Here is a 22,926-nt window from a genome sequence, read left to right on the forward strand (position 1 = left end):
TTGCGTGGATAGCTGCATTTTCTTGCGCTGGTCTCACTGCTTTTTCTGCGGCGGGCGCGCCGCCCGTCGGCGTCTTGAAACGATAACGACAATGCATATCACTGCCAGCAGGGCCAGGATGGCGGCGCTGCCCGTGACGCCCAGTGCGTCGGCACCGCGCACACCCAGATACCCCGGCAGCAGCAGCCAGGGGAACCAGATCACGCCGGACAATACATTGGCCAGCTGAAACCGCCCCTGTGGCATCTTCATTATGCCAGCCATGCCCGGGATAAGCGAGCGGAATGCGCCCATGAAGCGACCGGCAAAGACGGCAAGAAAGCCATAGCGATAAAACAGCAGACGGGTGCGTGCCACCGAGCGTCGGCGCTTGCGCAGGATGCCGCTCTTAAGCAGGGCGGGGCCGTAGGCCCTGCCAATCCAGTGAGAAACGGCATCGCCCAGGATGGCGCCCGCTACTCCCCAAAGCAGGATGCCGGTAAACTCAAGCGTATCGTTGGCAATCAATACGCCGGTGAGCGGCAGAATGATCGTTGCCGGCACAAATAGCCCGACAATCAACAGCGACTCTCCGAAAGAGACCAGGCCGATAATCGGCCCCGCCCACTGTTGATGCACGGAGATGAATGCAAGAATCTGATCAATATAGGGTTGCATCGGCGATCCGGATGACGCAGTCTGGAGCGGCGATTAAAGGTTTCCGGACGCGCCTGGCCTGACGGTGCGATTGGCGATTTCTGCGACAAGCCGCCGGGCGGCATCCAGTTTATCCAGCACAGGTAGGGGATGGCTGCCCTGATCGTCGAACAGCACCATGCGAGACTGATCCGATTCCATGGTTTCCTGGGCCAGATTACCAACCAGTAATGGAATTTTCTTGCGCTGGCGCTTGGCTTCGGCATACTCGTGCAGGTTTTCCGTTTCAGCGGCAAAACCCACACACCATGGACCGTTGGCTAGCGCAGCTACTTCGGCCAGAATATCCGGATTTTCGGTCAGCGCCAGATCCAGGCCGCCTTGGGTACCGGTTTTTTTTACTTTCTGTGTTTGGGTATTGCTAACGCGCCAGTCTGCCACGGCGGCAACAGAGATAAATATATCCTGCTCCGGTGCCAGTTGCATCACATGCGCATGCATTTGCCGGGCCGTTTTTACATTGATGCGCTCAACGCCATAGGGCGCATCCAGCGCCGTTGGTCCCGAAACCAGCGTTACACGTGCGCCGGCTTCCCAGGCGGCACGAGCGATCGCGTAACCCATTTTGCCTGAAGAGCGGTTGCTGATAAAGCGCACCGGATCAATATCTTCCTGCGTAGGGCCGGCGGTAACCAGAATGTTTTTGCCGGCCAGCGCCTTGCCCTGAAAAAAAGCCTGCGTTTCATAGACGATCTGTTCGGGTTCCAGCATACGGCCATCGCCCACTTCGCCGCAGGCCTGTGAGCCGCTGGCCGGTCCCCATAGCCTGACCCCGTCATTGCGTAGTTGTTCTGCATTGCGCTGGGTTGCCGGATGGCCCCACATTTCCCGGTTCATGGCCGGTACCACCACCAGCGGACAAAGTCCGCGCGCCAGGCATACCGTGGCCAGCAGGTCGTCTGCCAGACCATGGGCCAGTTTGGCCATGAAATCGGCACTGGCCGGTACGATCAGAATCAGATCGGCCTGGCGACTCAGATTAATGTGCGCCATGCTGTTTTCCATCCGGTCGTCCAGCGTCTCGGTGTATACCGGATTGCCGGACAGTGCCTGGAATGTGGTGGGCGTGACAAACTGGGTCGCTGCGTGCGTCATGGCAACGGTGACGATTGCACCGTGATCCTGCAGCCGGCGTACCAGTTCGGCGGCCTTATAGCAGGCAATGCCGCCGGTGACGCCGATCAGGATACGCTTGCCGGAAAGCGGACTCATGTCTGTTGCTCCCTTTTGTTGCGCAGATAACGCAGCAGTTCATCCAGGACCAGGAGAACGGCCCCGATGGTTATAAACGTGTCGGCCAGATTGAAGGCCGGGAAATAGGCATCGTTCCAGTAAAACAACAGAAAATCGATCACGTGTCCGTAGACCGTTCTGTCTATGACGTTGCCCAGTGCACCGGCCAGTATCAGCGCCAGCGCCAGGCAGAACAGCCGCTGCTCGCGGTGTTTGCGCAGCAAAAACAGAATGAAGGCCGAAGCGGCCAGACCCAGCAGCAGGAAAAACCAGCGCTGCCAGCCAGTGCCCTCTGCCAGCATGCTGAAGGCGGCACCCTGATTGTAGATCAAAATGAAATCGAAGACCGGCAGCACATTCACGCGCTGCAGATACTCGAAATGCTGTTCAAAATACTGTTTGCTGATCTGGTCTACACCGATCAGCACCAGTGCCAGCGCAATCCACATCATATACGGTACAACGCGTACCGCCGGCTGTTCTGCCTTATGCATAGTGCCGGTCCTCGCCACCATGATGCAGATTGTCATCACAGCGCGAGCAGATATCCGGATGGCCGGCAATGGTGCCCACTTCCTCGCGGTAGTGCCAGCAGCGTTCACATTTGCGATGTTCGGACGGCGTGATGGTGAAATTAACGCCTTCACCCGGTACGCCGGCATGCACGGTGGCACGTGACACGATAAAGACAAAACGCAGGTCATCGTTCAGGCTTTGCAGGTATTCCAGATCCAGCCCGTCAGCAAAAATGTCAACCTCGGCCTGCAGCGCCGAACCAATCCGGCCGGCACTGCGCACATCTTCCAGCTGCTTGTTCAGCTCGGCGCGAATCTGCAGAATGCGCTGCCATTTTTTGCTCAGTGCTGCGTGATCGGCAACCTCGGGCAGGGTGTGGAATACTTCGGTGAAGATCGTCACGGTGTTGGCACTGTCGGTGTTCTTCAGCGTGGATTTCTGCAGTTCCTGCCAGGCCTCTTCGGCAGTAAACGACAAGACCGGCGCCAGCAATTTGGTCAGACTTAGCGTGATGTGCAGCAGGGCTGTTTGGGCTGAGCGCCGGGCCAGGCTGTTACGTTCGGTGACGTACAGGCGATCCTTGAGGGTATCCAGATAGAACGAACCCAGGTCTTCGGAGCAGAAAATCTGCAGACGCGCCATAGCCGGATGGAAATTGAAGTCGTCATAATAGGCGGTCACTTCTTTTTGCATATCCTGCGTGAGCGCCAGCGCATACTGATCAACCTCGAACAGCTTGCCGGGTTCCACCATATCGGTTGCGGCGTCAAAGTCATTCAGATTGCCCAGCAGGAACGTCAGGGTATTGCGGATACGGCGGTAGCCTTCAACAACACGCTTGAGAATCTGGTCGGAAATAGACAGTTCGCCCGAATAGTCGGTAGAAGCGGTCCACAACCTGATGATTTCAGCGCCCAGAGAGTCAGACACCTTCTGCGGCGCAATCACGTTGCCCATTGATTTGCTCATCTTGCGTCCCTGACCGTCAACAACGAAGCCATGGGTCAGCAGATTGCGGTAGGGCGGCTCGCCAAACAGCATGGATGAGGTCAGCAGAGACGAGTGGAACCAACCACGGTGCTGATCAGACCCTTCCAGGTACAGGTCAGCCGGCCAGCGCAGGGTATCGGAATGGGAGCCTGTAGTGGCGTTATCTTTACCACCCAGGACCGTGAAATGCGTGGTGCCCGAGTCGAACCAGACATCCAGCGTGTCGCGGTTTTTCTCGTAATGGACAGCGTCGTCGCCCAGCAGTTCTGCCGGATCCAGCGCCTGCCATGCTTCAATGCCCTGTTTTTCCACGCGCTGCGCGACCTGTTCCAGCAGCTCGATCGTACGCGGATGCAGCTCGCCGGTTTCCTTGTGCACGAAAAACGCCATGGGCACACCCCACTGGCGCTGGCGTGACAGGGTCCAGTCCGGCCGGTTGGCGATCATGGCATGCAGGCGGGCACGGCCCCAGGCTGGATAAAAGCCGGTGGCATCAATGCCTGCCAGTGCTTTCTCGCGCAATGTCGCGCTGCCGTCATTGGGCTGGCGATCCATGCCGGCAAACCACTGGCTGGTCGCACGATAAATGATAGGCGTTTTATGACGCCAGCAATGCATATAACTGTGGCTATGATTTTCCACGTGCAGCAAGGTGCCGGCGTCCTGCATTGCCTTGACGATGTCCGGGTTCGCTTCCCAAATGGTTTTGCCGCCGAACAGGGGCAGGGAAGGCACATATTTGCCATCGCCCATGACCGGGCTGAGAATGTCTGTATCCGGCATGCCATTGGCCTTGCAGGACTGGAAGTCTTCTACACCATAGGCGGGGGCAGAGTGCACAATGCCGGTACCGGCATCAACCGTGACATAGTCTCCCAGATAGACCGGAGACAGACGGTCATAGCCCGTGTCAACCGCTGCCAGCGGATGGCGGAACGCAATATGGTCCAGCGCCTGTCCGTTACATTCAGCGATAACGGTACCCTGCAGTTGCCAGTGTTCCAGGCAAGGCTGTACGCGATCTTTGGCCAGCAGCAGCAACGGGCCGGTAGGCAGCGGTTCGTTCAGGCGCACCAGAGCATAGACCACTTCAGGGTGTACGTTCAGGGCCTGGTTGGATGGAATGGTCCAGGGCGTGGTGGTCCAGATAACGACGGCACCATCTTCTACGCTATCGACACCAAAAGCGGCTGCCAGTTTTTCTTTCTGGGCAAAGGGGAAGGCCACATCGATGGCCGGATCCTTGCGGTCCGCATATTCCACTTCGGCTTCTGCCAGGGCAGAGCCGCAGTCAAAGCACCAGTTCACTGGCTTCAGGCCACGGAACACGTAGCCTTTTTCCATGATGCGTGCCAGTGCCCGCAGCTCGTTGGCTTCATTGCCGTAGTTCATGGTCAGGTACGGGTTTTCCCAGTCGCCCAGTACGCCCAGCCGCTTGAAGTCTGCCCGCTGGCGGTCAATTTGCTCCAGGGCATAGGCGCGTGCCTTTGCCTGAACCTCTGCGACCGGCAGGTTCTTGCCGTATTTTTTTTCAATCTGAATTTCGATGGGCATACCGTGGCAGTCCCAGCCAGGCACGTAAGGCGCATCAAAGCCTGCCATGGTACGGCTTTTGAGAATAATGTCCTTCAGAACCTTGTTGACCGCGTGGCCAATATGAATATCGCCGTTCGCATACGGGGGCCCGTCGTGTAGAATGTAGGTTGGGCGACCGGCGCAGGCTTGACGGATCGCCTGATACACATTCTTTTCTTCCCATTCACGAACCCAGCCGGGTTCGCGCTTGGGCAGGTTTCCCCGCATCGGAAAGGGGGTTTCAGGCAAATTCAGGGTGTTCTTATAATCCATGGACAGCAAAGTAGTTGCGAGCAACGTCCGCGTCGTGGCGGATAGCGTCAGTCAGAGTTTGTAAATCGGGGAATTTTTCTTCGTCCCGCACGGCGTGCAAAAAGCTTATTGTAATAAGTTTACCGTATGCGGCTACGTTTTTATCGAGAATATGTACTTCCAGCAGGACTTGTCCGTCCTCTTCGACTGTCGGGCGCACACCAAGACTGGCAATCCCTGCCAGCGGCTCGTCGGTTAGTCCATTAACCCGCACCACATAGATACCCGAGCGCAAGGCGCAGCGCGGCATAACCCGGACATTGAGGGTTGGAAAGCCGATGGTTCGACCCAGCTTGCGCCCATGCACCACATGACCGCTGATTTGATACGGGTGGCCAAGAAATTCGCCGGCCCGTTCAATATCGGCATAGGCCAGTGCATGTCGCAGTTCGGAACTGGAATAGCGAATACCGCTGGAGTCCAGTACATCGCGCAGCGTCTCCACTTCAAAGCCGAAACGGGCACCGGCTTCGCGCAGCAGGGCAATATCGCCCCGGCGCTTGCTGCCGAAACGGAAGTCTTGGCCCACATACAGCCACTTGACCGCCAGTTGCCGCACCAGGATATCCTCGATGAACTGCTCGGGCGTTTGCTGGGCAAAGGCCTGGTCAAAGCGCCGGATATGAATATGCCGGATGCCACAACAGGACAGGGCGCGGACTTTGTCGCGCAGCGTTGAAACGCGCGTGGGCGCCAGTTCAGGCCGTTGCTCGCGCAGGGCGAAGTATTCACGAGGATGGGGCACGAATGTCATCACTGATGGCACCAGCCCCTTGCTGCTTGCCGTTTGCACGACATGCGAGAGCAATTGCTGGTGACCCAGATGCACACCATCGAAATTACCAATGGTAAGGGCGCTGCCGGTTTGGGCAGCCGAGGCAAATGCCTGACGGGAGATTTGGAGAGGATTTTTCACGCCATACAGTTTACAATTTTATACTTGTAAGCATTACGGAAGTGTTCAGTTGAAACCAACAAATCCTGCGGTAACCCGGATCGTCATTCTTATTTCCGGGCGTGGCTCCAATATGAAAGCCCTGGCGCATGCCGCAAGCCAAATGAGTAACGTCAATATCAGCGCCGTCATTTCGCATCGTGCCAACAGCGAAGGATTGGCATGGGCGCGGGCTCAGGGTCTGCAAACTGAACAACTGGTGTATGATGCGGCAGGCGGGCAAACCCGCGCCCAATATGATCAGGCGCTGGCCGACTGCATTGATCGCTATCAGCCCGACCTGGTGCTGCTTGCGGGGTTCATGCGCATTTTAAGCGATGTGTTTGTGCAACATTACACCGGCCGGCTCATTAATATTCATCCATCACTGCTGCCGCTCTTTCCCGGATTGCATACTCACCAGCAGGCGCTGGATGCCGGCGTACGGGTTCATGGCTGTAGCGTACACTATGTCATTCCTGCACTGGATCAGGGGCCCATTATTGCGCAGGCAGTCGTTCCCGTGATGGCAGATGACACCGCCCAGATCCTGGGCGACCGGGTATTGAGCATGGAGCATAAGCTCTATCCTCAGGTCATGCGCTGGCTGGTGCAGAAAGCAGTCTTTCTGGATGAGCAGGGCAAAGTAGGCTTTACACAAAAACTGCCATTACAGCAGTTTTACACAGACACGGAATATGTCGGTTGATATCGTGCGATTATCGGCGCCCAGCCCTTCCCGATAGTCGGCACAGCGCGTGCGAATACCGGTAGATCGATGTTTTAATGTCGACACCGGATATTTCACTCTTGATATACCTCATTTGACATATCGTTCAATCAGGCAAAAATGATGACAATTGAATCCGCTAGAAAAGATACAGGACGCCGTTCTGTCAGACCCGATTTCACCCGTCGCTCGCCGCGTGCGTCGCAGTCCGGTGCGCGCGAGCGCGGCATTTACACGATACGCCTGGGGCAAATTCGCGACGTGCTCAATGAAGTGCTCAAATGGAAACATCCGGCCGATGCCGTGCTGTCTGCCTGGTTCCGGGCCAACAAATCACTGGGCGGGCGCGACCGCAATGAAGTGGCCGAGTCCGTCTTTGACGTCTTGCGCCATTTGCGCCGATACCGGCAATACGCTGAAAGCGGTACCGGGCCAGCGCTGGAACGACTGGCGATTCTGGGGCTGGCGTCGGTGGTAGGTAAAGACGCGATTGCCGGTCAGCTTTCTGAAGAAGAAAAAACCTGGCTGATGCGCATGGACACCATAGACCCAACTTCGCTGGCCCCGGAAATCCGCAGTAGTCTGCCGGACTGGCTATATGAGCATATGCGTCAGCTGGACCAGTACGAAAGCCTGGCAGCTGCGCTCAATACCAAGGCGCCGCTGGATCTGCGCGTCAACCCCTTCAAGACCGACCGCGATACGGTTCTGACACAATTGCAGGATAGCCCGGTGGCCGGCTTCGATCCACAGCCAACGCCGTATTCTCCATGGGGTATCCGACTGAATGGCAAGCCCGCCATTTCCCGCTGGGCGCTATTTGAAAACGGTTCGCTGGAAGTGCAGGATGAAGGCAGCCAGTTGCTGGCATTGCTGGTGGGGCCAAAACGTACCGATATGGTGATTGATTTTTGCGCCGGCGCTGGCGGTAAAACCCTGCTGCTGGGGGCATTGATGCGTTCGGCCGGTCGCCTGTACGCCTTTGATGTATCGGCGGCGCGCCTGGCTAAAGCCAAACCCCGTATTGCCCGCAGCGGTTTATCCAATGTGACGCCCATTGCCATCTCGAACGAAAATGATACGAGGGTGAAGCGACTGGCGGGCAAGGCCGATAAAGTGCTGGTAGATGCCCCGTGTACCGGGGTTGGCACCTTGCGGCGCAATCCTGATCTGAAATGGCGCCAGTCTCCGGCCAGCGTGCAGGAACTGACTGAATTGCAGGCGCGCATTCTGAAAAGTGCGGCCCGCTGCGTTGCACCGGGTGGCCGGCTGGTGTACTCGACCTGCAGCCTGTTGCCGCAGGAAAACGAACAGCAGGTTGAGGCCTTCCTGGCGGCTCATCCGGAATTTACCTTGCTCAATGCCCAGGAAGTACTGGCCGACAAGTGCCCTGATCTTGCTATGACAACCCCTTATCTGAAGCTGCGTCCGGACGTTCACGGTACCGACGGTTTTTTTGCCGCGGTGCTGGAACGCAGCAAGTAATCGGTAAATGTACTGATTAGGGAACCCGTTGTTGCTAAAATGGTCTTAAAATAGAGAAATACATGGTTAAAACCGGTTAATTTCTCTATTGATGTGCACTTGTAACCTCGCGTAATACAATCAGCATGTAAACTGCATTGCAGCGCGAATACCGGGCTATATTTTAGATAACGGTAGCGGGTTCTGTGTCAGAATAATGACATTCTGCTCACGACTTGCTCAAAATCAAGAAAAAAGGCAATTAAATTTTTTCTTATTTAAATCATAGTGTTATAATTCCTGCGCGATTTGATATCGCTCAGCATCCTGCCCGAATTAGGGCACACTGCCCGCCGTCGCGGGCCAATGCCCGGTAATCAGGGGCATCTCAGGAGACCTTAAAGGGTATATGGATACAATTCTCGATTTTATTTCCGGTGGCTTGTTGCAACTTGGCTGGTGGCAAATCATTCTTGTCACGCTGGTGCTTACGCACATTACTATTGCGGCGGTTACGATTTATCTGCATCGTAGCCAGGCTCACCGGGGGCTGGATCTGCATCCGGCCGTTGCGCATTTCTTTCGCTTCTGGCTCTGGCTGACCACCGGAATGGTGACACGCGAGTGGGTGGCTATCCACCGCAAGCACCACGCCAAATGTGAACGTGAAGGCGATCCTCACTCTCCCATGATCTACGGTATTGACCGGGTCTTGTGGAAAGGGGCGGAACTGTATCGTGAAGAAGCGGCTAACGAAGAAACGCTCAAACGCTTCAGTCATGGTACGCCTAATGACTGGATGGAGCGCAATGTCTATTCCCGTCATACCACCTTAGGTATTTTCACAATGCTGACCATTGACCTGCTGTTGTTCGGCGCCATCGGTCTGACCGTATGGGCCGTGCAAATGGCATGGATTCCGTTCTGGGCTGCCGGTGTGGTCAACGGTCTGGGCCACTATATTGGTTACCGGAATTTTTCCAGTCCCGATACCAGTACCAATCTGTTTCCCATTGGTATTCTCATCGGTGGTGAAGAGCTGCACAACAATCACCATGCTTACGGCACATCAGCCAAATTTTCCAGCAAATGGTATGAGTTCGATATCGGTTGGGTTTATATCCGGATATTGCAGGCACTGCGTCTGGCTCAGGTCAAGAAGGTGGCGCCCAAACTGAAACTGGTTCGTGAAAAATCCGAATCTGTCACCGAGCAAACCCTGCAGGGCGTCATTACGCACCGCTATGAAATCATGGCCCGTTATGCCAGCATGCTGCGTCAGTCTGTCCAGTCAGAAATCAAGCGCCTGACACAGGCGGGTGCCAATGACCAGGAACGCGAACTATTGCAGAAAGTACAGTCACGCCTTGGCCAGGCCGATCTGGCGCTCAATCCTCAGGAAAAACAGGAACTCGACAGCATGCTGTCGCAAAACACCATGCTGGCCAAACTGGTTCATATGCGCGAAGAATTGTATCGGGTATGGACAAGCTCTACCGCCAGCAGTGAGCAATTGCTTGGCGATCTGCAACAATGGTGCCAGCATGCGCAGCAAAGTGGGATTCAGAGCCTTGAACAGTTTGCTCTCCGTCTGCGCCGCTATGCCGCATGATCGGGCAGTTAAATCCTGAGCAACTGGCGGCCGTCACCACCACCAGCAAGCATACGCTGGTTCTGGCTGGTGCCGGCAGCGGTAAAACCAAAGTACTCACCACCCGTATGGCCTGGCTGATCCAGAACGGAAAAGTCAGCCCCTACGGCGTGCTTGCGGTGACCTTTACCAATAAAGCCGCGCGTGAAATGCTCACGCGCCTGACGGCCATGTTGCCGGTAGACACCCGCGGCATGTGGGTCGGCACTTTTCATGGCCTGTGCAACCGGCTTTTGCGCGCACATTATCGCGATGCCGGATTGCCACAAAATTTCCAGATCCTGGATATCGCAGACCAACTGGCGGCCATCAAGCGCCTGATCAAGGCCAATGATATTGATGATGAAAAATTCCCGCCCAGGGATGTGCAGCGTTTCATCAATAATGCCAAGGAAAACGGCGAGCGACCCGAGCACGTTGAAGTGTGGGATGCGCATCGCAAGCATCTGGCAGAAATTTATCAGTTGTACCAGGAACAGTGTGAGCGCGAAGGGGTTGTGGATTTTGCCGAATTGCTGCTGCGCGCCTACGAGCTGCTGTCGCGCAATGCCCTGGTACGTGAGCACTATCAGCGGCGCTTTCGCTATATTCTGGTCGACGAGTTTCAGGACACCAATACCCTGCAATATAAATGGCTTTGCTTGCTGGCCGGCGGCGATGCGTCGCTGTTTGCGGTGGGTGATGATGACCAGTCCATCTATGCCTTTCGTGGTGCCAATGTGGGCAATATGTCCGCCTTTGAGCGCGACTACGCTGGCGACAATATTATCCGGCTGGAGCAGAATTACCGCTCCTTCGGCCACATTCTGGATGCGGCCAATGCCCTAATCGAGCACAACACCGAGAGACTTGGCAAAAACCTGTGGACCGACAGGGGCGAAGGCGAGTTGCTGCGGGTTGTGGAGCAGCCCACCGATCTGCTGGAAGCCCAGTGGGTGGTGGATGAAATTCGCGCGCAGATTAATGAAGGCCGTATGCGGAGCGAAATCGCGGTTCTATATCGCAGCAATGCGCAATCGCGACCAATCGAACATGCGCTGTTTTCCGCACATATCCCTTATAAAGTTTACGGCGGCCTGCGCTTTTTCGAGCGTCAGGAGATCAAGCACGTATTGGCTTATCTTCGGTTAGTGGCCAGCGGCGATGACGATACCTCGTTCATGCGGGTGGTGAATTTCCCTGCGCGAGGTATTGGCGCCAGGACGCTTGAAAATCTAAGCGATTCGGCTCGTCAGATCGGCTGCAACCTGATTCACGCGGTGGGGGCCGTGTCCGGCCGCAGCGCCAGTAAGCTGCTGGCCTTTGTCAAATTGATTGAAACGCTGCGCGAGGCGGCGCAAACCCTCACGCTTCCTGAACTGATCAAGCATGTTAATGATCTGTCGGGATTAACCACACACTACGAGGCTGAGCGCGAAGGGGCAGAGCGGCTGGAAAACCTGGGTGAGCTTATCAATGCCGCCACGGCGTTCTGTGCTGAAGAAAACCTCGAAGGTAAACCCGCCCTGGCGCTGGTAGAACGCTCGGTTGCGCCTGACGATCCTGATTCGCCTTTTGCTCAGGAACAAACCACTCCGCTGGCGCTGTTTCTGTCGCATGCCTCGCTGGAGGCCGGCGATAATCAGGCCCAGGCCGGTGAAGATGCGGTCCAGCTCATGACCATTCATGCGGCCAAAGGGCTGGAATTTGATTCGGTCTTTATCACCGGTGTGGAAGAAGGCCTGTTTCCTCATGAAAACAGCATGATGGCCGAAGACGGGCTGGAGGAAGAGCGACGTCTGATGTACGTAGCCATTACCCGCGCCAAGGAGCGACTGACCATCAGCCTGGCACATGCGCGCATGTTGCATGGGCAAACACGCTATTCAATGCGTTCGCGTTTCCTGGACGAATTGCCGGAAGATCACCTGAAATGGCTAACGCCGCGTGCACGTGAGCAGGCCGAGCCTTCCTGGGGGATGCGCTTGCATGTGGATGCGCATGCACGTCCTGCCACAGGAAGAATAGAACCGAGGGCACCGCGCAGCCTGAGTTCGGGCGTGAGTGTCAGCGGCAAACAGTACAAGATTGGCCAGGGTGTGCGTCACGCACGTTTTGGGGATGGAACCATCATCCGATTAAGCGGGCAGGGCGCAGATGCTCAGGCAGAGATCGTTTTCCGGGATGCGGGTGCCAAAACACTGGCCCTGGCCGTTGCTAAACTGGATATCATTGCTGCCTGATCATATCGTGGCAGGGTCAGTGAGTACTAAATCAAATAAGGGAATGGATATGAAAGCGATGATGTTTATGCTGGCTCTTTTTCTGGGCGCCGGTCTGCTCAGTGGCTGTGCCGGTCAGTCAGCCGATAGCGGACGCAGCAAAGTCCAGGTTTATGGCTCGGTAGACGGCGGCGTTGGCTATCAATCCAGAAGCATATCGCGTGATTGAGACAGTCTGAAGAAATGTTCGCCTGTATTGCCTGAAAATGTAGACAAAACGGGCGATACAGTGTTAGAATTCTTTTCTTTCCTGAAGGCGGTTAGCTCAGTTGGTTAGAGCGCTACGTTGACATCGTAGAGGTCGCTGGTTCGAATCCAGTACTGCCTACCACTTAAATTTAATTCAATAATAATCTGAGTAAGTGGTTTATCAAATAGTTTTTAAAACGCGCTACCCCGTATATACGATGCGGGGTTTTTTGCATTCCGGCCAGGCGCGTCTCTGCTTTACTCCTTTGGCTTCCTGTAACGGATGATCGTGCCCGGAGCGGATTCAGTGTCCGCCCCAAGCAGCCAGTCAAAGGCAAGCGGCCACAGCGAGTCACTGAAGCGGCTGTGAAAGAATGCGAAATGGCCGATTTCTTTATGCCCGATGTCGGCGGGTGATATCCGCAGGTGGCGTCGCTCGCATCCGCTGTAATAGTCAAGTACCCGATCCAGTGCGGCTGGCGTGCCAAAGGGATCATCACTTACGCCCAGTGCCAGTATGGGGGCCGTTACTTGCTGCAAGCGAGCGGGCAACTCGCTTTCTGCTGCCGTTTTGTCATGGGCGCCGTAACGGCGGCCGAGAGACTGTTCAAAGCGTGGCCCCATGCCCGACCAGTCCAGCGCCACGCCTCTGGGGGTGTCTTCCATCCAGCCCAGGCGGCTGGCCGGAACATATCCAAAGATCTTCGTCAGGAGTGGCATGGCAATATGCCATTGCAGGAACATGCGGGTGCGTGACCCGCTCGCATAGTCGCGCCAGTAGGCATATTGCGCGCCCATCGTGAAAATACGCTGGATCAAATGTGCGGATGGTGCCAGGCCGATCAGAAATCCACCGATAGAATGGCCTGCGACATAAAGCGGCGAGCTGCAATAGTGGGAGTGAACATACTGAAGGACTGCTTCAAAATCTGTCTGGCCCCAATCAAGCCATCCTGCAGGCAGGTCGCGCAATGACCCATGTTTTGAATCGCCGATGCCGCGATAGTCATAGGTCACGACTGTGCAGCCACGGTTGCGCAGGGCATGGGCAAAGCGGTGGTAATAGCGACTTCGAACCGATGTGGCGCTGTTGATAACAACCACCGGGCTGTGCGCGGAGATCTGGGCCGGTTGCCAAACGTTCGCGTGCAGCCGGTATCCGTCGGCGGTGGTAATCTGGACTGCCTGAGGCATGGTGACGGTCCTTCGGCTCAACCGCTAATGGCGACATTCACAATGGTGGCCTGAATCAATGCCACTGCTTTGCCGACGGTGCCATCGTCGTCCAGCCTGCGTACTTCTCCTGTGCACACCGTCAGCAGTTTGCCTGCGTTCTGTACTTTGCCAATGGCCACAAAGGCCGGGCCAAGCGCCGGGCGCAGCAAATTGATTTTGAACTCGGCCGTCACCACTTCATAGCCCTCCGGGGCCATGGTCAGGGCGGCATAACCGCAGGCAACATCGACAATACTGGTAACGGCACCCGCATGCAGATAGCCGTGCTGCTGCGACAAATGCGCTGAAAAAGGCAGGGTTATATGGACCTCTCCTGCCTGTACCAACGTTAATCGGGCGCCCAGAGTATCCATTAATCCCTGTTTGTTGAAGCTTGCTGTTATGCGTTCCTGCATGTTGTTATCCATGACTTGTCGTTAGTAAATGATTCATCAATCAAGACAGAATGTCTCCCGTTTCGATTATAGGAGAGGATTGGCTGGAACTTGCGATTGCGCGGGTGTGGATGAGTCGTTGTGATGGACGGGACGGGTCTGTGTGTTGGCGTACTGGTGCGCCCGAGATCGGGTGAGGGTATTTATCGGCGGGCCCGATATCAGTCAGGTACCGTTCCGGAAGGAGGCCTGTTTGGGGATGGAAGCGCTCTGCGGAAAAACGCTAAAGGAAAAACGCTAAAGGAAAAACGCTAAAGGAAAAACGCTAAAGGAGGAAAGCTAAAGGAGGAAAGCTAAAGGAGGAAAGCTAAAGGAGGAAAGCTAAAGGAGGAAAGCTAAAGGAGGAAAGCTAAAGGAGGAAAGCTAAAGGAGGAAAGCTAAAGGAGAAAAAGAGAGGGGTGCACAACCTACGCAGCGCTGGCGCGTGGTAGAAACCTGCAGGTGACAGCGACAGAAGGGTTACAGGCGTGTACAACCCTGCCTGACTAAGTATTTACAAGGCCGCTTATTTGCCAGCCTTGAAGGCGCGGATCAAATCGCGAACCTGAAGCATGTAACCCTTTGCTACGTTCCGGTTGCCGCTGGAGCGTGCCAGTTTATACTTGCTTACTGCCTTTCGGATCAGGCCGATATGGACCTGTTGGTATGCTGCGTTCATACACATCTCCACTTGAATGTATATTGATTTTACACTTTTATTACAAGTTGATGCATTCGGTGAAAACCACTATATGTTGCTTTATTTCCACAAGTCATTATGGGGAAACAGAAGTGTATATGCAGGGTAAAAAAGCCAGCTTCGGGAGCTGGCGAGTTCACCCAAAGCAGTGAGCTGACCCGATTAATGAGCTGGCTCGATTCTGGAAGAGGCAGCGAATGAGCCACCATTTAACAAGCCAAGTTTTCCCTTTCAGGCATGGTCGCCATGCGAACGGGTTCGGCGCATGAAAGGTCATGACTGATTTAGTCGCCAGGCGGGGTCAGTGAATCAGCAGCAGTGCCATTCTGCTCAGTGCGTAAAAACCCAGGCCGGCTGCGGCGATGCATAGAATATACGGCGGAGTACTGGCCCAGGGGTGCCGGCCCACAATAATGCGGCTGGTGAAACCGGCAAAAGACAGGCTGTACAGAATGCAGGCAATGTGCAGTACCGTTAGGTTTGACATTGAGAACCCCAGCATGAACAAGGCGGTGCCGATCATGAACGAGGGCAGCGCCACTGCAAAGCTGGCGGCGCGATACATGGCTGCGCCATCGACCTCCCATTCATGGTCCTGTGGCGTTGTTTTAGTATCAGCAGAATCGGTATCGTTTGTGGTCATGCTTGTAGCTTGGAGTAGCCAGGGCAATATGCCTTCCTACTGTGGCGCCAGAATATGTTGCATCAACGCGGTGACATAGGCCGGCAACTGGTCGCTGTCCCGAACGCACAGCACGAGATTGCGACAGGCCCAGGCGTCGGTCAGTTCAATCATATTCAATTTTAGCGCCCGACGGTGCCGTTTGGCAGCAGCCAGCGGCACAATGCCGATTCCGATTGCATTGCCTGCCATTCTGCAGACGGCATCGATGCTGCGTACCCGTACCCGATAATGCAGTTGACGGCCGGCCTGTCGGCTATGCGCTGCGATGTGTTCCTGCAGGGCGCTGCCGGCCACCAGACCGGCAAAATCCAGATGGCTGATCTGGGCAAGGCTGACGGGATTCGGGATGGCTTCTGCATATCCAGGGCCCGTAATCACAACCAATCGGTCTTCGGCCACCGGAAATGTCTGAAGGTCGTGCAGATCTGCTGAATCGGCAACCAGACCGATATCTGCCATGCCCTGGCGGATCAGATCGGTAATATCGGTACTGGTGCGCTCCTCAAGATCGATCGAAATATCGGGGTTGTGCTTCAGGAACGTTCCCAGTAATGCAGGCAGGTGTTCGTTGCAGGCGGAGGTATTGCCCAGCAGTCTGACATGTCCTTTGATGCCAGCACTGTACTGCCCCAGGTCACCGTGCATGCGTTCCATTTGCTGTACGACAACGCTGGCGTGATGTAGCAGTGTGCGCCCGGCAGGCGTGAGCTGCACCCCGCGATGACTGCGGTTCAGCAGAAGCACACCCAGCACGTCTTCCATTCCTTTGATACGCTCACTGGCTGATGCCGTGGTGATATGGCAGCGGCGTGCAGCCTCGGTAATTGTGCCCGATTCGTGCACGCTCAGGAATAGACGAAGGTCGGTCAGGTCAAAGCGCATGGTCTCAGTATAACAGTATGATTATGGAAATTCCTAAATCAGTAATCGATATTTCCTGATTTTCAGCGGTGTGCCAAGCTCCTACAATTGGGCTGTGTTGAGATTGTAGCGCCTTTGTCAGACTCAGTATTTTCGTCAATGATCAGGAATGTATTCAGCTGTACAAGTTAGCAGAATCTCAATTTAAGTTTAAGGTATTTCCTTAAACAAAGCCACTTTAGGATAAACCGGGTCTGAGCCTGGGCACACACGCTATAGGGTACAGAAACAATGGAATTTTTAACTAACTATCTGTCGCTCATCCATACCGACGAGCCCTTTTCATTCGGCGCGCTGGCGCTGGTAATTGCGGTTTTCATTCTGGCCGGCGCAGTCAAGGGTGTGGTGGGGCTGGGGCTGCCAACCATTTCCATGGCGTTGCTGGCGCTATTGATGTCGCCGGCGCAAGCGGCCGCATTGCTGGTCATCCCATCCTTGCTTACCAACGTCTGGCAAATGCGACCCTTTCAGGTGGTGCCGCAGCTCATGCGCAGTATTGGCTCAATGCAGATAGGGGTTCTAGTTGGTACGATTGCAGGAGCCTGGTTGCTGGGAGCGCCCTCCGGGCATACCGCAGGCGTGGCCCTGGGGGTGGCGCTGGTCGCTTATGCGTGCTGGGGGCTGAGCGGTCGGTCAATTGTCGTGCCACCCGCCATGCAAACCTGGATGGGCCCATTGGTCGGCTTTGCGACCGGGTTCGTGACCGCAGCTACCGGTGTTTTTGTTGTGCCGGCAGTACCTTATCTGCAGGCATTGCAACTGTCACGTGATCATCTGATTCAGGCGATGGGCGTTTCCTTTACGGTTTCAACCGTTGCGCTGGCGCTTGGGTTATGGCTGAACCACAGCTACTCTTCCGGCGCCGCCGGCATCTCGCTGCTGATGCTGGTGCCGGCATTGCTGGGAATGTCGCTGGGTCAATCCCTGAGGCAACGCCTGTCAGTGGCCCTGTTCAAAAAGGTTTTCTTTTGCAGTCTGATCGTACTGGGCATCTATCAGGTCGCCGCGGGCGCATGACAGGCACCGGTCGGTACGGTGGTTGTGTACGGTTTCCGCTATTGGCAAGCAAACGGCATATAATAGGCATAAACAATAAATTGATCGATGTCCTATTCACGTTTATCTGTATCAACAGAACGTCTTTATATGCCACTCAGATATACCCGAACACTGACCGATTCTGTTCGCACACAGAAAGCCGATAAACAGATTGGTACTTTGCTGGCCTTTGTGGCTGGCGCTATCAATGCCGGTGGATTTCTGGCCGTCCATCAATATACGTCGCATATGACCGGTATCGTGTCTACCATGGCCGACCAGCTGGTTCTGGGGGCCTATGATCTGGTGCTGGCGGGGGTGGCGGCACTGATTTGTTTTTTGTGCGGAAGTGTTTGCACCACCATGATGGTCAACTATGCCCGGGTGCATCGCCTGCGCAGCGAGTATGCCTTGCCGCTTTTGCTGGAAGCGGTATTGCTATTGTGTTTTGGCATGATGGGCGCATGGATCGCCCAGATGCACGGCCTGTTTGTGCCGATCACCGTCATGATTCTGTCGTTTCTTATGGGCCTGCAAAATGCATTGATCACCAAGCTATCGCGTTCTACTATTCGCACCACCCACGTGACCGGAATCGTCACCGATATCGGCATCGAACTGGGCAAGCTGTTTTACTGGAATCGGGGGCGCTTGCGGGATGACAGCCATTTTGTGATGGCCGATAGGGGCCGGTTGCGCTTGCACTGCGCGTTGCTGCTTGCCTTTTTTTCCGGCGGCACAATCGGAGCCTGGGGTTTCAATCATATTGGATATATCGCGACGGTGCCTCTGGCATGCCTGCTGGTGTTAATTTCCAGCATACCTGCTTTTGACGATATGCGCGCGTGGCTTACCAATAAGCGGCGCCCGGCAGACTAGGCGGACAGGGCTCAGGCCTGGGTCATGCTTACGCAATTGCAACAGGGAGCGCTGGCCTTCACCACGACAGGCCATAATGATGTATAAATACTGTATAAATTAACAGTATTTTATTTTTTCATGTCCAGCCAAACACTCAGCGCTCCTACGCCAGACCGACCCTTTGCTTTCGTCGATGTTGAAACGACCGGCGGATCGGCATCCACCGACAGCCTGACCGAAATAGCCATTGTGCGCTATGACGGGCACACCATCAGCACCTGGCAAAGCCTGATCAACCCGGAATGTCGCATCCCGGGCTATATAGAAAGCCTGACAGGGATCACGAACCAGATGGTGGCCAATGCCCCCACCTTTGCGCAACTGGCAGAGCAGATTCAGCAATTGCTTGCCGGACATATCCTGGTCGCCCACAACGCCCGCTTTGATTATGGGTTTATCAAAAATGCCTTCCGACGGGCGGGGCGCGATTACAAGGCAACGATGCTGTGTACCGTTAAGCTATCGCGCCGACTCTATCCGCAGCACCAGCGCCATGGGCTTGATTATCTGATTCAGCGGCATGGCCTGATCATGCAGGACAGGCACCGTGCCTATGACGATGCCTATGCATTGTTGCAATTCTGGCAATGCGTCTGCCGCGAGCATGATCATAAAATAATTGATGACGTCGTGCAGGGGCTGATCGCGCGACCCTCGTTGCCGCCACACATTGATTCGGCCGAGATCGATGCCTTGCCCAATAGTTTCGGCGTTTATATCTTTTATGGTGAGAACGAACTGCCGATCTACATTGGTAAGAGTAATCGACTGCGTCAGCGCGTCCTGTCCCATTTTGCCAGCGATCACACGGCACCCAAGGAAATGAAAATTTCCATGCAGATCCGGCGGATTGAACATATTCGCTGCGCCGGCGAAGTGGATGCACTGTTGACTGAATCGCACATGATCAAGGAACGCATGCCTACTCTGAATCGCCAGTTGCGCAGACAAAAAGAGGTATTTACCTGGCAACTGGCAGAGCAATCGCCTGGCTTATGGGTACCCGTGCTTTTGGGCGGCAACGATATTGCGATCGGGCAGGGGCGGCATTTATATGGCCTGTTTTCATCTGCGCGGGATGCCAAAGAGGCGCTGCTGGCTGTCGTTAAAAGTGAAAAATTGTGCAAGGCAACGCTTGGATTGGAGAAAGTACACAACGGCAGCCCATGTTTTGCACGGCAATTGAAGGCATGTACCGGCGCCTGCGTAGGGCAGGAGTCGCATATGGCGCATTCGGTCCGGCTCATGACCGCCTTGTCTGCGTTACGGCTACGGGACTGGCCCTTCGAAGGTGCCGCGTTGTTGCGCGAAGGTAATCTGGTACATGTGATTCACCATTGGTGTTATTTGGGAACAGCCAGAGATGAAGCAGCGTTGCAGGAGTTGCTGGCGGAGGGCAAGGGCGATTTTTCGCGGGATACCTATCGGATACTGGTGAAGCATCGTGACAAACTGATCGATGCCGGGGCTGCCAGCCTGGCGCTGGAGTAATACGCTGGAATAATACGCTGGAGTAATAGCAAGTTGCTGTGGTGATGTTAGGCAGCATAGGTACTGCGCAGCAGGAAAATGCCTATACCTGTGCTGGGCGGTGTTCATTGCCGGGTCTGCATTCGCTTAGTGGCTGTTGAACAAAAGCACCGTATAATTTCGCCAACCGGCGCAATGGTGCGCAAGGGCTTATGGAATATACGCAGACAACGAGCACGGTGGCCACAGGCTGTCCATCGGGTTGCCGGCGTCAGGAGCAGGACATGGAAATTTGGGTGGATGCAGATGCGTGCCCGGTGGTGATAAAAAATATTCTGTTCAGGGCGGCCGTGCGCTGGAAGGTAAAAACGACTCTGGTGGCCAATCAGATGCTTAATGTTCCGTCATCCATCTATATTCAGTCACGTCAGGTACCGCGGGGCTTCGATGTGGCCGATGCCTATATCAGCCAGCATGCCAGCCCCGGCGATTTGGTGATCACCGCGGATATTCCGCTGGCTGCCGAGGTGCTGGAAAAGGGCGTTCAGGCCCTGAACCCGCGCGGAGAACTGTATTGCACAGACACCATTCGCGAGCGGCTGGCCGTGCGCGATTTGATGGAAACATTGCGCAGCGCCGGCATTGAAACCGGCGGGCCCAAAGCATTTGATCAGGCAGACACCCGTGCGTTTGCCGGACAGCTGGACAAATTGCTGGCGCGTTACGCCAAAGCGTGATTGGTAGCTTTTGTGGTGTTGCCGGTCAGCAGGTACTGAATGGTGTCGTACACACTGCGAATCTGCTGGCCAAACGGTAGCGGATCCTTGCCCCGGAAAAATAGCCCCTTGCGCACATCGCCGTTGAAGGCGTCTGTCAGGCGCTGGTCGATGCAGAACTGGCCAATTTTTGAGATGCCGTCGCGCAGTCCGCATACCTGCAGACAATTCATGCTTTGCACGCAGCGGCGTGGATCGGCCTTGGCCGACGCCTGGAGTTTTTGCTCATTGCGCAGGTATTTCTGCAGATAGGGCGTCATTACCGCTCTTGCGGGCAGCCCGGCAACGGACATGAATTCAACAATATCTTCGTCGCGGGCCCCGGCCAGCACCTGCTTGAAGTTTTCATGCGCATCGCCCTCACGGGTAACGGCAAAGGCGGTGCCAACCTGTACGGCTGCTGCTCCCCACTGCCGCAGGGCGGTGCTGATCTTGCGCACATTGGCCATGCCGCCGGCCAGGATGAGTGGGATTTTTTCACTTTCCAGTCCCAGTTGTCGAAACACATTTGTCGTTTCTTCCAGGACCCGGGCAAAAGAAAAACGGCTGTCGCCCAGATCTTCAATCGTTGTGGCACCCAGGTGGCCGCCTGCATGATTAGGATGCTCAATCACGATAGCGTCGGGCAGGCGATTTTTTTTCATCCAGCGCTTGAGCACAATTTGTATGCCGCGCGATTCGGACAGAATCGGAATGAGGGCGACATCGGGATGATCGCGCGTCAGGTCTGGCAATTCCAGTGGCAAGCCGGCTCCCATGACAATCGCCTGCGCCCCGGATTCGCAGGCCTGCTTGACAAGCGCGGCGTAGTCGCTGACCGCTTTCATCACATTGACGGCAATCATGCCACGGCCATTGGCCAGTTTTAATGCTTTCTTTACTTCCCGATCCAGAGCGATCCGGTTAAGCCGGTCATAATGTTCCTGGCTGGCCAGCGCTTTGGACTGCTCCAGCAGATCGGGATGCAGGTGACGCAGGTCGATGCTGGCAATCGTGCCCAGCGCATTTTCCCGCGCGACGGCAGCGGACAAACTGCTGGCAGAAATACCCACCCCCATACCGCCTTGCACAATGGGCAGCAAGCTGTGATTTCTGATTCGTAGGGGTGAGAAGGAATGCATGCGGTTTACCTGGTTGGATTGAGCACAAGCACGCTGGCGACTCTCTGTGATATGGATGAGTAAGACGCGGTGCGTGCAAACATCTCATTGTGCGTGTTCTGCTCTTTGCTGCCGTTGACAAAAATCAATAACACTTGAAATAGACAGTACACACAGCATAGCCTGGCGCCATCAAGCCGTTCGTACCAGTCTGCAGCCCGGACCAGGTTCGTCATGCCGGAGAATGTTGAAAGAACGTTTTCTGACAACGATTATGGCAACGTAGCAAGGGTTGCGGAGCACGCCTGATCGCCCAAATAAGCCATTCTGAAACCAATAGAAACCAGGTGGGGGGCAGGATGGAAACCCGGCGAAATGCGAGTCATATTTGGTAATAGCAATCGCACCTGCAGGCCATTACTATCGAATCGTGGTTTGAATACCCATGGTTCCGGCACCAAAATCGTATGCCGTTAAGAAAGGAGTATAACTATGGTCTCCATCAAAAAACTGCTTGCTATTGTTCTTGCTTCCCTGTCTCTGGGGGCAGCAACGTCTGCACTGGCACACGAACGCTCATACGAGCGAGGATACAGCAGCCACCCGTATGTAATGCAGGTTGACCATCGCCATTATGGGCCTCGTCATTATCACAGACATCATCCACGTTACCGCCACCATGGCTGGCGCAATAAACCCCATTATTACAGCGAGCATCGCCGATACGACCGTGGTCATCGCTGGGACCGCCGCTATGATTCACATCGTCGATATTATCGTTCGCGCGACGTATGGTAATATGTAAGTGCAGTCTTTATAAGTAAATCGTGAGTACAGGCAGTGCCCGATTGCAGTTGAATTACAGATCAGAATGCTCAACCGTCAATGCAGTACGGGCCTGCTGTTTGATTACCAATAATCAACAATTTCTCAGGAGAAGCCTATGTTGCACTATGCCGTCGTGTTTTTCATTATTGCCATCATCGCCGCTGTTCTGGGGTTTGGTGGTATTGCGGCGGGAGCCGCGTCCATCGCCAAGATCCTGTTCGTTGTCTTTATTGTACTGGCCATTTTATCGCTGGTTTTCGGCGGCAGATTCAAGTAGGGTGGTTTCG

Annotated in this window: 22 protein-coding genes and 1 tRNA gene; 12 read left to right on the forward strand and 11 right to left on the reverse strand. The window is 55.1% G+C overall.

Translation table 11 applies throughout. The features are described from left to right. Positions 1–33: 33 nt before the first annotated feature. Genes MIM_RS08420 through MIM_RS08440 form a run of 5 tightly spaced genes read right to left on the reverse strand, consistent with a single transcriptional unit; the run spans position 34 to position 6,238 of the window. Positions 34–657 (reverse strand): DedA family protein, encoded by a 624-nt coding sequence (locus tag MIM_RS08420; RefSeq protein WP_025372312.1) that lies wholly within the window; start codon positions 655–657, stop codon positions 34–36. Positions 658–690: 33 nt separating this feature from the next. Further along, positions 691–1,908, reverse strand: a complete 1,218-nt coding sequence (gene coaBC / locus MIM_RS08425) for a bifunctional phosphopantothenoylcysteine decarboxylase/phosphopantothenate--cysteine ligase CoaBC (RefSeq protein WP_025372313.1) — start codon at positions 1,906–1,908, stop codon at positions 691–693. Then, a complete protein-coding gene (gene lspA, locus MIM_RS08430) occupies positions 1,905–2,423 on the reverse strand; it encodes a signal peptidase II (RefSeq protein ID WP_025372314.1) in 519 nt (172 codons plus the stop codon). The genes coaBC and lspA overlap by 4 nt, the downstream gene beginning before the upstream one ends. Continuing rightward, positions 2,416–5,283 (reverse strand): isoleucine--tRNA ligase, encoded by a 2,868-nt coding sequence (gene ileS / locus MIM_RS08435; RefSeq protein ID WP_025372315.1) that lies wholly within the window; start codon positions 5,281–5,283, stop codon positions 2,416–2,418. The genes lspA and ileS overlap by 8 nt, the downstream gene beginning before the upstream one ends. Further along, entirely contained in the window at positions 5,273–6,238 is a 966-nt protein-coding gene (locus tag MIM_RS08440) for a bifunctional riboflavin kinase/FAD synthetase (RefSeq protein ID WP_025372316.1), read from the reverse strand. Before MIM_RS08440 ends, ileS begins: the two co-directional genes overlap by 11 nt. 49 nt (positions 6,239–6,287) lie before the next feature. Between MIM_RS08440 and purN the strand changes: the two genes are divergently transcribed. From purN to MIM_RS08465, 6 genes are all read left to right on the forward strand, one after another. Continuing rightward, positions 6,288–6,965, forward strand: coding sequence for a phosphoribosylglycinamide formyltransferase (gene purN / locus MIM_RS08445; RefSeq protein WP_025372317.1), 678 nt, complete (start codon positions 6,288–6,290; stop codon positions 6,963–6,965). 282 nt (positions 6,966–7,247) lie between these two features. Continuing rightward, a complete protein-coding gene (locus MIM_RS08450; protein ID WP_144084737.1) occupies positions 7,248–8,471 on the forward strand; it encodes an RsmB/NOP family class I SAM-dependent RNA methyltransferase in 1,224 nt (407 codons plus the stop codon). A gap of 388 nt (positions 8,472–8,859) precedes the next feature. Then, complete coding sequence (locus tag MIM_RS08455; protein ID WP_025372318.1) at positions 8,860–10,062, forward strand: DesA family fatty acid desaturase; 1,203 nt, start codon at positions 8,860–8,862, stop codon at positions 10,060–10,062. After that, entirely contained in the window at positions 10,059–12,323 is a 2,265-nt protein-coding gene (locus tag MIM_RS08460; RefSeq protein ID WP_025372319.1) for a UvrD-helicase domain-containing protein, read from the forward strand. Before MIM_RS08455 ends, MIM_RS08460 begins: the two co-directional genes overlap by 4 nt. A 19-nt stretch (positions 12,324–12,342) precedes the next feature. After that, a complete protein-coding gene (locus tag MIM_RS22845) occupies positions 12,343–12,531 on the forward strand; it encodes a hypothetical protein (protein ID WP_144084614.1) in 189 nt (62 codons plus the stop codon). 85 nt (positions 12,532–12,616) lie between these two features. Beyond that, a tRNA-Val gene (locus tag MIM_RS08465) sits at positions 12,617–12,693 on the forward strand. 116 nt (positions 12,694–12,809) lie between these two features. Here the strand turns inward: MIM_RS08465 and MIM_RS08470 are convergent. The 5 genes from MIM_RS08470 to MIM_RS08485 all read right to left on the reverse strand — a co-directional run bounded on the left by MIM_RS08470 (position 12,810) and on the right by MIM_RS08485 (position 16,467). Then, positions 12,810–13,745 carry an alpha/beta hydrolase family protein gene (locus MIM_RS08470; RefSeq protein WP_025372320.1) on the reverse strand — a complete coding sequence of 312 codons (936 nt, stop codon included), beginning with the start codon at positions 13,743–13,745 and terminating at the stop codon, positions 12,810–12,812. 17 nt (positions 13,746–13,762) lie between these two features. Continuing rightward, the gene (locus MIM_RS08475) at positions 13,763–14,182 is read right to left on the reverse strand and encodes a PaaI family thioesterase (RefSeq protein WP_407638138.1); all 420 of its coding nucleotides are present in this window, start codon (positions 14,180–14,182) and stop codon (positions 13,763–13,765) included. Between the two features lie 544 nt (positions 14,183–14,726). Next, on the reverse strand, positions 14,727–14,879 hold the full coding sequence (locus tag MIM_RS23175; protein WP_158318712.1) for a hypothetical protein: 153 nt from the start codon (positions 14,877–14,879) through the stop codon (positions 14,727–14,729). Positions 14,880–15,201: 322 nt separating this feature from the next. Further along, a complete protein-coding gene (locus MIM_RS08480) occupies positions 15,202–15,543 on the reverse strand; it encodes a hypothetical protein (RefSeq protein ID WP_025372322.1) in 342 nt (113 codons plus the stop codon). Positions 15,544–15,579: 36 nt separating this feature from the next. After that, entirely contained in the window at positions 15,580–16,467 is an 888-nt protein-coding gene (locus MIM_RS08485) for a LysR substrate-binding domain-containing protein (protein WP_025372323.1), read from the reverse strand. Between the two features lie 270 nt (positions 16,468–16,737). Here MIM_RS08485 and MIM_RS08490 point away from each other — a divergent pair, with 270 nt between their 5' ends. From MIM_RS08490 to MIM_RS08505, 4 genes are all read left to right on the forward strand, one after another. Then, positions 16,738–17,523 (forward strand): sulfite exporter TauE/SafE family protein, encoded by a 786-nt coding sequence (locus MIM_RS08490; protein ID WP_025372324.1) that lies wholly within the window; start codon positions 16,738–16,740, stop codon positions 17,521–17,523. Positions 17,524–17,652: 129 nt separating this feature from the next. Beyond that, positions 17,653–18,423: a YoaK family protein gene (locus MIM_RS08495; protein ID WP_025372325.1), complete on the forward strand. Its 771-nt coding sequence runs from the start codon at positions 17,653–17,655 to the stop codon at positions 18,421–18,423. A 120-nt stretch (positions 18,424–18,543) separates the two neighbouring features. Further along, complete coding sequence (locus MIM_RS08500; RefSeq protein ID WP_025372326.1) at positions 18,544–19,956, forward strand: 3'-5' exonuclease family protein; 1,413 nt, start codon at positions 18,544–18,546, stop codon at positions 19,954–19,956. A 263-nt stretch (positions 19,957–20,219) separates the two neighbouring features. Then, entirely contained in the window at positions 20,220–20,672 is a 453-nt protein-coding gene (locus MIM_RS08505; RefSeq protein WP_025372327.1) for a YaiI/YqxD family protein, read from the forward strand. Here MIM_RS08505 and MIM_RS08510 read toward each other — a convergent pair. Then, complete coding sequence (locus MIM_RS08510; protein WP_025372328.1) at positions 20,657–21,832, reverse strand: NAD(P)H-dependent flavin oxidoreductase; 1,176 nt, start codon at positions 21,830–21,832, stop codon at positions 20,657–20,659. The genes MIM_RS08505 and MIM_RS08510 overlap by 16 nt on opposite strands. A gap of 471 nt (positions 21,833–22,303) precedes the next feature. On the opposite strand from MIM_RS08510, the gene MIM_RS22850 reads away from it, so the two are divergent. Further along, positions 22,304–22,609: a hypothetical protein gene (locus MIM_RS22850; RefSeq protein WP_144084615.1), complete on the forward strand. Its 306-nt coding sequence runs from the start codon at positions 22,304–22,306 to the stop codon at positions 22,607–22,609. Between the two features lie 145 nt (positions 22,610–22,754). Further along, entirely contained in the window at positions 22,755–22,916 is a 162-nt protein-coding gene (locus tag MIM_RS22475; protein ID WP_024006252.1) for a DUF1328 domain-containing protein, read from the forward strand. Positions 22,917–22,926 lie beyond the last annotated feature (10 nt).

This window comes from Advenella mimigardefordensis DPN7 (assembly GCF_000521505.1).
In the GTDB taxonomy this organism is placed as follows: Bacteria; Pseudomonadota; Gammaproteobacteria; order Burkholderiales; family Burkholderiaceae_B; genus Advenella; species Advenella mimigardefordensis.